The 12586-nt window shown below is 67.8% G+C and carries 10 protein-coding genes; 3 read left to right on the top strand and 7 right to left on the bottom strand.

From position 1 onward, the window contains the following. The 6 genes from ACIBK2_RS28425 to clpB form a co-directional block, all read right to left on the bottom strand. Nucleotides 1-1059 (bottom strand): beta-ketoacyl-ACP synthase 3, encoded by a 1059-nt coding sequence (locus ACIBK2_RS28425; protein ID WP_396971428.1) that lies wholly within the window; start codon nucleotides 1057-1059, stop codon nucleotides 1-3. Nucleotides 1060-1103: 44 nt separating this feature from the next. Continuing rightward, entirely contained in the window at nucleotides 1104-1685 is a 582-nt protein-coding gene (gene pyrE / locus ACIBK2_RS28420; protein WP_396971426.1) for an orotate phosphoribosyltransferase, read from the bottom strand. Nucleotides 1686-1687: 2 nt separating this feature from the next. Then, the gene (locus ACIBK2_RS28415) at nucleotides 1688-2500 is read right to left on the bottom strand and encodes an SDR family NAD(P)-dependent oxidoreductase (RefSeq protein ID WP_396971424.1); all 813 of its coding nucleotides are present in this window, start codon (nucleotides 2498-2500) and stop codon (nucleotides 1688-1690) included. 46 nt (nucleotides 2501-2546) lie between these two features. Further along, on the bottom strand, nucleotides 2547-3710 hold the full coding sequence (locus ACIBK2_RS28410; protein ID WP_396971422.1) for a hypothetical protein: 1164 nt from the start codon (nucleotides 3708-3710) through the stop codon (nucleotides 2547-2549). 76 nt (nucleotides 3711-3786) lie between these two features. After that, nucleotides 3787-4590, bottom strand: a complete 804-nt coding sequence (locus tag ACIBK2_RS28405; RefSeq protein WP_396971420.1) for a DUF5666 domain-containing protein — start codon at nucleotides 4588-4590, stop codon at nucleotides 3787-3789. A gap of 189 nt (nucleotides 4591-4779) precedes the next feature. After that, nucleotides 4780-7335 carry an ATP-dependent chaperone ClpB gene (gene clpB, locus ACIBK2_RS28400; RefSeq protein ID WP_396971418.1) on the bottom strand — a complete coding sequence of 852 codons (2556 nt, stop codon included), beginning with the start codon at nucleotides 7333-7335 and terminating at the stop codon, nucleotides 4780-4782. A 266-nt stretch (nucleotides 7336-7601) separates the two neighbouring features. On the opposite strand from clpB, the gene ACIBK2_RS28395 reads away from it, so the two are divergent. From ACIBK2_RS28395 to ACIBK2_RS28385, 3 genes are all read left to right on the top strand, one after another. Beyond that, on the top strand, nucleotides 7602-8537 hold the full coding sequence (locus tag ACIBK2_RS28395; protein ID WP_396971416.1) for an NADP-dependent oxidoreductase: 936 nt from the start codon (nucleotides 7602-7604) through the stop codon (nucleotides 8535-8537). Between the two features lie 331 nt (nucleotides 8538-8868). Beyond that, nucleotides 8869-10029 carry an FAD-binding oxidoreductase gene (locus ACIBK2_RS28390; RefSeq protein ID WP_379284178.1) on the top strand — a complete coding sequence of 387 codons (1161 nt, stop codon included), beginning with the start codon at nucleotides 8869-8871 and terminating at the stop codon, nucleotides 10027-10029. Nucleotides 10030-10074: 45 nt separating this feature from the next. Then, on the top strand, nucleotides 10075-10866 hold the full coding sequence (locus ACIBK2_RS28385) for an FAD-binding oxidoreductase (RefSeq protein ID WP_396971414.1): 792 nt from the start codon (nucleotides 10075-10077) through the stop codon (nucleotides 10864-10866). A gap of 96 nt (nucleotides 10867-10962) precedes the next feature. Here the strand turns inward: ACIBK2_RS28385 and ACIBK2_RS28380 are convergent, their stop codons facing one another. Continuing rightward, complete coding sequence (locus ACIBK2_RS28380; RefSeq protein ID WP_396971412.1) at nucleotides 10963-12132, bottom strand: globin domain-containing protein; 1170 nt, start codon at nucleotides 12130-12132, stop codon at nucleotides 10963-10965. Nucleotides 12133-12586: the final 454 nt, after the last annotated feature.

Genomic DNA, 12586 nt, shown 5'->3' with positions numbered 1-12586 from the left:
TCAGAAGCTCGGCTCGACCGGCTTGGGCGGCAGCGTGACGACCTGGCCCGCGTAGCTGAGTCCGGCGCCGAAGCCGAGCAGCAGCGCCAGCTGACCACCCTTGGCCTTGCCGGTCACCAGCATCTCCTCGATCGCCAGCGGGATCGACGCGGCGGAGGTGTTGCCGGTCTGCACGATGTCGTTGGCCATCGGGATGTCGTCGGCCAGGCCGAGGTTCTTCTTCATCAGCTCGTTGATCCGGGCGTTGGCCTGGTGCGGGACGAAGACCTCGATGTCTTCCTTCGCCACCCCGGACCGCTCCAGCGCGGTGGACAGCGCGCGCGGCAAAGTGACCGCGGCCCAACGGAACACCCGCGGGCCCGCCATCCGCAGCGACATCCGGCCGATCGGCTCGACCGCCGGGTCGGTGCCCTGCATGGCCTGCGCCTTCTCCATGTATTCGAGGAAGTTGACGTCCTGCGCGATGGCGCCCGCGTTCTCGCCGTCGCTGCCCCAGACCGTCGGCGAGATGCCGTTCTCCTCGCTCGGCCCGACCACCACCGCGCCCGCGCCGTCACCGAAGATCATCGCGGTGCCACGGTCGGTGGGGTCGAGTCCGACGGTCATCGTCTCGGCGCCGATCAACAGCACGTACCCGGCCGAGCCGGCCCGGATCAGGTCCGCGGCCACGCCGAGGCCGTAACCGAAACCGCCGCACCCGGACGTCAGATCGAACGCCGGGATCCCGTTGATGCCGAGGTCGTGCGCGATGGACGGGGCACCGTGCGGGGTCAGCATGAGCCAGCTCGAGGTGGCCAGGATCAGCGCGCCGATCTTGGACCGGTCGATGCCGCTGTTGACGATCGCGCGCTCACCGGCCGCTGCGGCGATCGACTGCAACGTCTCGTCGCCGCTGATCCAGCGCCGGTTCTCGATGCCGGTGCGCTCATAGATCCATTGCGGGGTGGAATCGAGGACCTTGCATACTTCCTCGTTGCTGACAATTCGCTGCGGTCGATAGGCACCGATACCGAGCATCGCAACATTGTCGCGATTTTTGTTGATTGCAATGCTCACCACTGGAGATGACCCTTCACCTTTGAAGAACTAGACCGCTGTCCAGGCTAGCTGAGGGCCAAATCCTTCAGCCCGAGGATGGATCGATACTCCAGCCCCTCGGCCGCGATCACCTGATCGGCCCCGGTTTCCCGGTCGACAACGGTAGCGACACCGACCACCGTCGCACCCGCGTCACGCAGCGCGCGCACCGCCGTGAGCGGGGAGTTTCCGGTGGTCGTGGTGTCCTCGACGACGAGCACCCGCTTGCCGACGATGTCCGGGCCCTCGATCTGCCGCTGCATGCCGTGCGCCTTCGCCGCCTTGCGCACCACGAAGGCGTTGATCGGGCGGCCCGCCGCGTGCATCACCGCGAAGGCGACCGGATCGGCACCCATGGTGAGCCCGCCGACCGCGTCGAAATCCCAGTCCGCGACCAGCTCGCGCAGCAGCTTGCCGATCAGCGGTCCCGCGCTGTGGTGCAGCGTCGCGCGGCGCAGGTCGACGTAGTAATCGGCCTCTTTGCCCGAGGACAGGGTGACTCTGCCGTGCACGACGGCGAGCTCGCGCACCAGCGCCGCCAATCTGTCTCGGTCCGAACCGGCCGCGGTGTCGAGCGCCGACTCGTTCGTGGTTGCCTCGTCGATCATTCCTAAGTCCTTCCGCGTGTGTTGAACAAGCCGCGATTCAGTCGGGCCGCCAGGGCTCGCGGGATCATCCCGGCGACGGTGGTAAGCGTTTTGTACTGCACACCGGGCACACTGAGCACCCGGTCCTTCTCCAGATCACGCAGGGAACCGGCAACTACCTGGTCGACACTCAGCCACAAGGCTTTCGGCAGCGACGACGCATCGATACCGGCTCGCTCATGGAATTCGGTGTGCACGAATCCCGGGCACAGGGCCTGGACCCGGACACCTGTTCCGGCCAGTCCACCTGCCAACCCTTCCGTGAAGGATACGACGTAGGCCTTGGCCGCCGAATACGTCGAGCCCCGTCCGGGGATCACCCCCGCCACACTGGCCAGATTGACGACCGAACCCTTGGCCGCGGCGATCATAGACGGCACCGCCGCGCGGGTGAACTGCACCACCGCGGTGATGTTGACGTCCACCTCGTCCTGCAGCTGCTCGGGCGAGAGCGCCCAGAACTCCGCCGAGTGCGCGAATCCCGCGTTGTTGACCAGGAATTCGACGCCCTCGGCCAGCCTGGCCGCCACCCGGTTCCGGTCGGCCTGCTGCGTCAGATCGGTGACGAGCACCTCGCAGCGGGTGCCGAAACGATGCTCGAGCGCCGCGGCGAGGGTGGCCAGCCGCTGCTGATCGCGGGCGACCAGGACCAGGTCGTAGCCGAGCGAGGCCAGGCGCATCGCGTAGCCGTGACCGATGCCGGAGGTCGGTCCGGTGATCAACGCCACGGGACGGGTCGCGCCGGGCAGCCGGGTGACCGCGGGGTGTTCGGTCACCTGCGCTCGATCGGCCGGAGAACCGCGCGGACGCGGGCCGAGCCGATCACTGCGGCACAGGTCCCTGGTATGGACGGAAGCCGGGATGGAACGGGCCGCCGGGCGGTTCGGCCGTAGCGTCCTCCTCGCGCGCCGCCGGGCGACGGCCGGGCTCGTCGGCCCAGTCGTCGTCGGCGGGGAGTTCGTCTCGCTGCGCCGGTGCCCACGTGTCCCGCGACTCGACCGGTCGCTTGTCCCGCGGCTCGGGTGACCACTCTTCGCGCGGTTCCGGCGACCATTCGTCGCGGCGCTCCGGCGTCCACTCGTCTGCGGTCCTGCGGTCCTCGCGGACCCTGGCCCGCGCGTCCGGCACCACGGCCAGCGACGGGCGGCGCGGCGGCTCCGGATCGTCGAGTGCGGACAGCGGGGCGCGGTCCTCGTCGTAGTCCTGTTCGACGAATGGCGCCTCGTCGAACTCCTCGTCCTTGCGCAGCCGCGGCGGCTGCACCCTGGCACCGCCGAGCGGCTCGTCGAGCTCGTCGTCCGCGGACTCCTCCGGCCGCTGCCTGCCGCGCGGGCGCGGGCGGCCCGGATCGTGCCCGCCGTTGTCGAAGCGCGGCTCGCTGACCGGCGGCAGCACGTGCAGCAGCCCGGACAGGCGCAGCACCGCGTCGATCGAGGTCTCCCACTCGCGCGAGGAGGTGCCGACGGACAACATGCCGAGGGTCCAGTTGCCCTCGCTCCAGAGCATCTGCACGGTGTCGGGCAGCGTCTCGATGAACGCCACCATCCGCTGATCGACGGCGTGCCTGGCGATTTCCGGGTTGGTCGCGAACACCACCCGATCGCCGATCGCGCCGAGCAGTTCGAGATCGGCGTCCTTCGGCGGCGACGCGGTCTTGAGCCGCATGTCGACGTCGATGTCCGAGCCGATCTGGCGGCGCACCGCGATCAGCGTCGCGGAGTCCTCCAGATCGAAGAGCACGAACTTCTCACCCTTGCGAATGCCGGACACCACATCGACCGCCGAGAGGTAGCCGAGCTTGGCCAGCGCGCCGCGTCGCCAGGTCGATGGGAGCGCTGGCTCCACCGACACATACGTGTAGCCCTGGGATTTCGCCCAGACCTGCCGCGCGTGACCGGTCCGCTGTCGCTGGATCCGATCGAAATACAGCAGCACGATCGCACCCACGAGTGCGATCGCCGCCAAGCCGAACCACATTGCCGTCATCGGTGTCCAGCTTAATGGGCGCGGACGGACAACGTCCGTCGACAGCCCGAGCCGGCCCGAGCGAAGCAGCGGTAGTTCATCTTCCGCCGCCGGGCAGCGCGGTGCTGATGATGACCTTGGCCTGAATCGATCCGTCCGCGGCCTTGTCACCCTGGATCAACACGATGTCGCCGACGGGCAGATCGGAGACCTTGGTGCCGGACATCGAGATCACCTGTGTCTTGGCGTCGGTGTGCACGGTGGTCGTGGCACCGAGCAGGGTGCTGACGGTGAGCGTGCCGCCGTCGTTGGTGGTGATGGTGCCCATCGTCGCGCCGAGATTGTCGATGCCGCCGCCGAGGCCGGGCACGCCGGGCACCCCGCTCGGGGTGGCGCGCGGCGATCCGGGGAGCGGACGGCTCGCGGTCGGGAAGGCCGAGGTGCTCGCGGCGCTGGTCGACGACGAATTCTTGTTGCCGAGCACCACTCCGCCGACGATACCCAGCACCGCGACCAGCGCGAGGATCCCGAGGCCGAGCGCGATCCATAATCCGGTGTTGCGCCGCCGCGGCGGTTCCGGTGGCAGGTCCGAGGGCTGCATGCCGCCGGGCGGAACGGGACCGCCAGGCTGCTGCGCGACCCCCGCCCACTGATCGCCGTAAGTGCTTTCGTAAGCACCCCATTGGTTGTCGTGCGGCGGGAACTCGCGGGTGGCGTTCGGTGGCGGCGGTGACCACGACCCGAACTGCTCGGTAGCCGGATAGGCCGACGGCGCGCCGGACCCGTACGCCTCGGCGTACTCCGTGGTGTGCAGCGGCTGCTCGAACCCGGACTTGCCGCCCAGGTGCTCGGTCGGTGCCTCCGCCGGCCGCTGCCCCCACGGATCGTTCGGGTTGGTCATGGGTTCCAGGTTAGGCGTTCCGTCGCGTTCGCTCCGGTCTTGCGCGATCTGAAGTCGTGACACGCCAGATGGGCCCTGCTCCGGCGGCTGTACTGCTCGTCGCGTTCGGGGGTGTCGCCCGCGGGCTCCCCATCCGACAAGTCGGCGGTCGATACCCGAAGGCATCGACCGCCGATTCACCGCTGTTGCTTACTTGCCGACGATGAGCCCGTCCCCATCCGGCGTGACCGTCACCTTCACCACGTCACCGTCGGTAACCTCGCCCGCCAGTAGCTCTTTGGCGAGGGTGTCACCGATCGACTGCTGGATCAGCCTGCGCAGCGGCCGCGCGCCGTAGACCGGGTCGTAGCCGCGCACGGCCAGCCAGAACCGGGCCGAGTCGCTCACGTCCAGCTTCAGCCTGCGCTGCGACAGCCGCTTCTGCAGCTGGTCGAGCTGGATGTCGACGATGTGCTCCAGTTGCTCCTCGTCGAGCCCGTGGAACATCACCACGTCGTCGAGGCGGTTGAGGAACTCCGGCTTGAACGCCGAACGCACCGCGTTCATCACCAGGTCGCGATCGCCACCCGCACCGAGATTGGAGGTCAGGATGAGGATGGTGTTGCGGAAGTCCACCGTGCGGCCTTGGCCGTCGGTGAGCCGTCCCTCGTCGAGCACGGCGAGCAGGATGTCGAACACATCCGGGTGCGCCTTCTCGATCTCGTCGAACAGCACCACCGTGTACGGCCTGCGCCGCACCGCCTCGGTGAGCTGACCACCCTGGTCGTAGCCGACATAGCCGGGCGGGGCACCGACCAGGCGGGCCACCGAGTGCTTCTCGCTGTACTCGCTCATGTCGATCCGGACCATGGCGCGCTCGTCGTCGAACAGGAAGTCCGCCAACGCCTTTGCCAGCTCCGTCTTACCGACACCGGTCGGGCCGACGAACATGAACGAGCCGGTCGGCCGGTTCGGATCCGCGACACCGGCCCGCGCCCGGCGCACCGCGTCGGACACCGCCTGCACCGCCTCGGTCTGGCCGACCACCCGCCTGCCGAGTTCCTGCTCCATCCGCAGCAGCTTCTGGCTCTCGCCCTCGAGCAGCCTGCCCACCTGGATACCGGTCCAGGCCGACACCACCTCGGCGATGTCGTCGGGGCCGACCTCTTCCTTGAGCATCACTTCGCCGTCGGCCGCTGTGCCGGAGACCTTTTCGGCCTCGACGAGCTTCTTCTCCAGCGCCGGGATGGTGCCGTAGCGCAGCTCGGCGGCCTTGCCGAGATCGCCGTCGCGCTCGGCCCGTTCGGACTCACCGCGCAGCGATTCCAGCTCCTCCTTGAGCACTCGGACCTGATCGATGGCGCTCTTCTCGTTCTGCCAGCGGGTCATCAGCTGGTTCAGCTTCTCCCGGTCATCCGCGAGTTCCGAACGCAGTTTCTCCAGTCGCTGCTTGGAGGCCTCGTCGGTCTCCTTGCTCAGCGCGACCTCTTCGATCTCCAGCCGGCGCACCGCGCGCTCGACCTCGTCGATTTCCACTGGGCGCGAGTCGATTTCCATCCGCAGCCGCGACGCCGACTCGTCGACCAGGTCGATCGCCTTGTCCGGCAGGAACCGGGAGGTGATGTAGCGGTCGCTGAGGGTGGCGGCGGCCACCAGTGCGGAGTCGGTGATGCGCACGCCGTGGTGCACCTCGTAGCGCTCCTTGATGCCGCGCAGGATGCCGATGGTGTCCTCCACCGACGGCTCGCCGACCAGCACCTGCTGGAAGCGGCGCTCCAGGGCGGCGTCCTTCTCGATGTGCTTGCGGTACTCGTCCAGCGTGGTCGCGCCGACCAGGCGGAGCTCGCCGCGGGCCAGCATGGGCTTGATCATGTTGCCCGCGTCCATCGCGGACTCGCCGGTGGCACCGGCGCCGACGATGGTGTGCAGCTCATCGATGAAGGTGATGATCTGTCCCGCACTGTTTTTGATGTCCTCGAGCACGGCCTTGAGCCGCTCCTCGAACTCGCCGCGATACTTCGCGCCCGCGACCATCGCGCCGAGGTCGAGCGACACCACCGACTTGCCGCGCAGCGACTCCGGCACGTCACCGGCCACGATGCGCTGGGCCAGGCCCTCGACGATCGCGGTCTTGCCGACGCCGGGCTCGCCGATCAGCACCGGGTTGTTCTTGGTGCGGCGGCTCAACACCTGGACCACGCGCCGGATTTCGGTGTCCCGGCCGATCACCGGGTCGAGCTTGCCCGCGCGGGCGGCCTCGGTGAGGTTGGTGGAGTACTTCTCCAGCGCCTGGTAGCTGCCCTCGGGATCGGGGCTGGTCACCCTGGCGCTGCCGCGCACGGCGGTGAACGCCTCGCGCAGCGCGTCGGCACTCGCGCCGTACTTCTTCAGCAGCATCGTCACGTCCGAGTCGCCCGCGGCGAGGCCGACCATGACGTGCTCGGTGGAGACATACTCGTCGCCCAGCTCGGTGGCCAGGCGCTGGGCCGCGGTGATCGCGGCCAGGGCCTCGCGGCCGAGTTGCGGGGTCGTGGTCGCGCCGGTCGCGCTGGGCAGCCGGTCCACGATGTCCTGGGCCTCGCGCCGCACCGTCGCCGGGTCGACGCCGACCGCCTTGAGCAGCGGGGCGGCGATGCCGTCGGTTTGATCAAGCAACGCCACCAGCAAGTGGGCGGGCCGGATCTCCGGGTTGCCCGCGGCGGAGGCCGCCTGCAGCGCGGCGGTCAGGGCCGCTTGGGTCTTGGTGGTGGGATTGAACGAGTCCACAAGTCACCTTCCTACTGGTCGATTGTGCTGGCGCCGAAGCCTGATCCGCACGAATCTCGCGCGGCTCCGCGCCGTCCTCTACATCCAACGTGGGAAAGGTTGAGTCTGTTCCGCTCAAGTTTAGATATTTTCACCGCGTTTGAACGGTACCGCCGCGACACCCTGCCAATGCCGTGAATCACAGCGTCCATGCGGTATGGATGCATACGATGACCTTTGTCGTTAGTTGATGCATCACTCTTCAGCCCGATTCAAGGAGCGAATGGATGCGCGCGATTGTCGTACGGAAGTTCGGAGCCGCACCCGAGTTGACCGACATGCCGGTCCCCGAGCCCGGACCGGGCGCGGTGCGGGTGCAGCTCGAGGCGGCAGGCGTCAACCCGTTCGACGCGAAAATGGCGGACGGGATACTGGACGGCAAGCTGCCGCACGACTTTCCGATGATCCTCGGGGTGGACGGCGCGGGCACCATCGCCACCGTCGGCCCCGGCGTCGGCCACTTCGCCGTCGGCGACCGGGTGGTCGGCAAATTCCTGACCCCACCGGCCGGCCACGGCTCCTTCGCCGAGTACGCCGTCATTCCCGAGGGCGGCACGCTGGTGCGCATCCCCGAGGGTGTGCCGACCGTCGCGGCCGCGGCACTGCCCACCGCGGGCGTCACCGCGCAGGACATGGTGGACGCCACCAAGATCGAGCCGGGCCAGACCGTGCTGATCGTCGGCGCCACCGGCGGCGTCGGCTCCTTCCTCGTCCAACTCGCGAACATGGCGGGCGCCGACGTCATCGCCACCGCCCGCGGCGAGGTCGCCGACCAGATGACCCGGCTCGGCGCCGCCGAAACGGTCGACTACACCGCGGGCCCGGTGCGCGACCAGGTCGCCGCCGCCCACCCCGACGGCATCGACGTCCTCTACGACCTGGTGAGCCCGCCCGAGGTCCTCGCCGACCTGACCACCCTGGTCCGCGACGGCGGCACCGTCTACTCCACCATCTGGTCCGCCGACGAAGACGCCCTGCGCACCAGGGGCATCCGCGGCGGCAACATCGAATCCAGCGGCGGCGCACCGGAATTGGCCCGACTACTGGACCGAGTGGCCGAAGGCGATGTAGTGGTCCCGATCGACGCCACCATTCCCCTCGCCGACGGCACAACGGCCATCGGTGCGGCGGGTGCCCGCGGCAAGACGGTCCTCACCATCTAGCACCCACACGCTGCCCGATAGCCAGCCGACCGAGCACCCCCGGTAAACACCCTGCCCGAACGGGCCGGGCAATCCGACAGATAACCTGTCAGCAGCGGCCGAAGCTCCAGCGAGGCCGTATCCCACCCGCGCGGCGCATGCCGCGCGAGCGCCGGTGAGCAAGCCCTGTGGACATGACAGGCTCGCGACCTAGCCGAGCGCCGACGAGGCGTCGTCACAAGCAGGTTGTGCATACCAACACGACCACGGCTTTTTCAGGGATACTGATCGCGAGGACGGCCGGTTACGGATACGTCCCCGGGCAGAACTGAGGGAAAGGAAGCTTCGCGTCGTGGATGCGCGTTCGGCTGCGCTGGTCCGCGCCAACTTCCGTTCGGTGATCGAGTCACCGCACGGACCCGAACGGTTGGTCAGTGCGTTCTACGGTCATTTGTTCGCCGAGAACCCGCAACTGCGTGAACTGTTCCCGCCTGCGATGGAAATGCAGGCAAAGCGGATCGTCACCGCCATCCAGTACGTGCTCGATCACCTCGAGGACTGGGGGCGGGCGCAGAAGTTCCTGGAGCAGTTGGCCCGTGACCATCGCAAATACGGAGTCGACGCGGCGCACTACGACGCCGCGGGTCGAGCCTTGCTTTCGGCGTTCCGCGCGTACAACGGCATCGGGACCTGGCATCGTGGGCTGGAAGAGGGCTGGCGCGACATCACCATCCTGATCTCCGCGTCCATGGCCATCGGCGCGAACTCCGACAAGTCCCAGCCGTACTGGGAGGCGACCGTGGTCGGTCATCGCCGGGTGCTCGAGGACCTGGCCATCGTGCGGCTGCAGTCGGAGAGCCCGATCCCCTATCAGGCCGGACAGTACGTGCCGCTCACCGTGCCGCAGCGGCCGAAGATGTGGCGCTACTTCTCGCCCGCGATCCCGGCCAATCCGTACGGCGAGATCGAGTTTCACGTCCGCAAGATCCGCGGCGGCTGGGTGAGCCCGGCCATCGTGAACGAGACCAGGGTGGGCGACCGCTGGCAGATCGCCGGACCGCTCGGCGGGCTGCACGTGGACCGGGACAGCGGCCGCGACGTGCTGCTGATCGGCGCGGGCACCGGCATCGCCCCGCTGCGCGCCCAGCTGATCGAGATGGGTCAGCGCGGCATCAACCCGAGGGTGCACTTCTTCATCGGCGGCCGCTACCCCTGCGATCTCTACGACGTGGAGAACATGTGGCAGCTCTCACAGAGCAATCCGTGGCTCACCATCGTCCCGGTCTGCGAACAGAAGACCAATCCGTGGTGGTATCCGCATCCGCCGCAGGAAGAGCCGTACGGCATGCACCGGCGGCTGATCGGTAACCTGGGCGCGGTGGTCGCGAGCTTCGGCGCCTGGGCGGATCGGCAGATCCAGATCGCCGGTTCGGCGAAGATGATCGCGGACACCCGGCGCGCGTTGATCGCGGTCGGTACTCCGGAGCACATCATCAGCTCCGACCCTGTGTGACGAAGGAGGCCCCCATGGGGAATGGAAGCGGACGGAGTCCGCGGGGTGGGTAGAACACCGGGGGACCCCAGTGCGCTAGGCAATGGCGCACCTTTGCCGACCGAGTGGACAGCCACGGTCGTCGGACACCATCGAATCCGCCACGACCTGGCGGTGATTCGCCTGATCGGCGAGTTCGTTCCGTTCCTCGCGGGCCAGTCCGTCGAGGTCACCGTGCCGCAGCAGCCGAGCATGCGGCGCAGGCTTTCCCCGGCGCTGCCGCCGTCGCTGGACGGCAAGCTGGAGTTCCATGTGCGCACCGTGCCTGGCGGCTGGTGCAGCGGCTCCATCGTGGCCGACACCAGGCCCGGCGACGAGTGGCAGATCCGCGCGCCGTTCGGCAGGTTCGCGGTGGACCCGGCGGGCGACGAAGTGGTGATGATCGCGGGCGGCACCGGCCTGGCCCCGCTGCGGGCGCAGATCCTGGACCTCGCACGCGAGCCGGAACCGCCGCACACCTACCTGTTCTTCGGCGGGCACACCCCGCGCGACCTGTACGCCTCGGACATGCTGTACCTGCTGGCCGGTGAATTGCCGTGGCTCACAGTCATTCCCGTGGTGGAGAGCCCGGACGACCCGAGCTGGGAAGACGAATGGTACGAGCGCAGCCGGGTGAAGATCGGCTTCCCGCCGGACGAGATGCTCTTCGGCACGCTCGCCGAGGTGGTCGGCTCGCACGGCGCGTTCGACAACCATCAGGTGCTGGTGTGCGGCTCCCCCGCGATGATCAATGCCACGGTGGATCGCCTGCTCGCCACCGGAACTCCGGCGGAGCGGATCCAGTTCGAGGGCGTGTGATCGCCTGCCTTGCCGGAATCCGGCCGCGGAACTGGGCGCGACCGGATTCCGACTGAGCCCGGGATAACGGGAGGGGTCGAAATCCCGGACGGCCGGTCAGAACAGCGGGTCGTGGCGGATGTTCTTGGTGAGCGTCCCCGCGGCCATCATGCGGAACTTGGTGGTCTGCACCATCGATGGGGAGCCGACGATCTGCACGTCCCGATCGGCCCAGGCGCCGAAGCTGGCGACCACCTTGCCGATCTGACCGGTCAGCCGCGGCTCCAGGCCCGCGTGCGCGGGCGCCAGTTCACTGGATTCGGTGTACCACCAAGGGTTTTCGTCGTGTTCGGTGACCGGTGTGACGGTCAGCCAGCGGTTGCTCACGGCCAGGCTGTTCAGCGTGTCCAGGTCATAGAGGTCGCACGGATGGTGGCCGCCGACGAACAGGTGCACCTTCGGGTTGGTGCGCCGCTGTGCCATCGCCATCAGCTGTGCGCGCAGCGGCGCGATGCCGGTGCCGCAGCCGACCATCAGCATCTTGCGCTTGGTGTTGCGCGGAATGCCGAGGCCGCCGAGCGGCGAGCCGAGCAGCCACTTGTCGCCGACCGCGGTCTTGCCGACGATGGCCGAGCTGACCCAGCCGCCGAGCACGCCGCGAACGTGAAACTCGATCTCCCCGTTGGCATTCGCGGGCACGGCGGGCGACATGTAGCGCCACATCCGCGGCCGGGCCGGTATCTGCACGCTCAGGTATTGACCGGCGGCGTATTGCATCGGCTGGTCCAGTTGCAACCGCAGCACGGTGAGGTTGCGCAGCACGTTGCGGCGTTCCATCACGGTGCCGGTCCAGACCGGCGGCGTGGTTTCCTTCTCCGCCGCGCCGATCATGGTCTCGCCGATGATCTTCAGGCCCTCGTCCCAGGCCCGGTCGACCTCGTCGGTCCACATCTCGGTGCCCGCGTACACCTGCATCGCGGTCTTCAGCGAGACCGCAACCGCCGTGTAATGCTCGGGCTGCACACCGTATTTGCGGTGATCACGACCGAGCTGAGAAAGGAAGGGCAACAGCTTGTTCGGCTCCTCGAGCCGATCCAGGGCATAGGCGATGGCCTTGACCAGGCGGTCTCGCTGTGCGTCCATGGCTGCTGGAAAGAAATCGCGGACTTGGGGGTAGTCGGTGAATAGGATCGCGTAGAACGATCTCGCTAATTTCTCCGGCCCCCCTTCCTCCGCAGCAACCGCCTTGAACGTCGTTCTGATCAAAGCGACAGTCCGCGAATCCATTTGTGTCACAACCCCATTTCGCACTCGAACACAAACTGTGCCGGCGAGTGAGGTGCTGCGGGACACTCGTCAGCAGCCGTTGCCAAGGAGTGTAGGCGAGGTTTGCCAGGAGCGGAATCCTCCGTTTAAACAACAAGCGTGTAATTCCCCGGAAACGAGGACACCCGGCGTAAAACACTCACGAAACAGACTGGCAGACCGCAAAAACCGGATGAAATCGGTCACGGATACACTGAATTTGCAAGACTCGTTATGCAGTCTTCGCTTCGACGGCGATCTCAGAGCGACCGTGCGGCAACACCACTGGACGCCTGACCGACTGAGTCGGGCCGCGCCGCGCGCCACGCCACCGGGGCTCCCGATGAAACTGACCAGTCGGCTATCAACCCGAAATGGCCGACCTGATGCGCTGTCGCACACCGAGTCTCGGCTTACCGTTGGCTAACCTTCGAAA

It is taken from the genome of Nocardia sp. NPDC050175 (assembly GCF_044459885.1).
GTDB lineage: Bacteria > Actinomycetota > Actinomycetes > Mycobacteriales > Mycobacteriaceae > Nocardia.
Note: the sequence above shows the minus strand (reverse complement) of the source record. Positions and strands in the feature narration are given on the sequence as shown.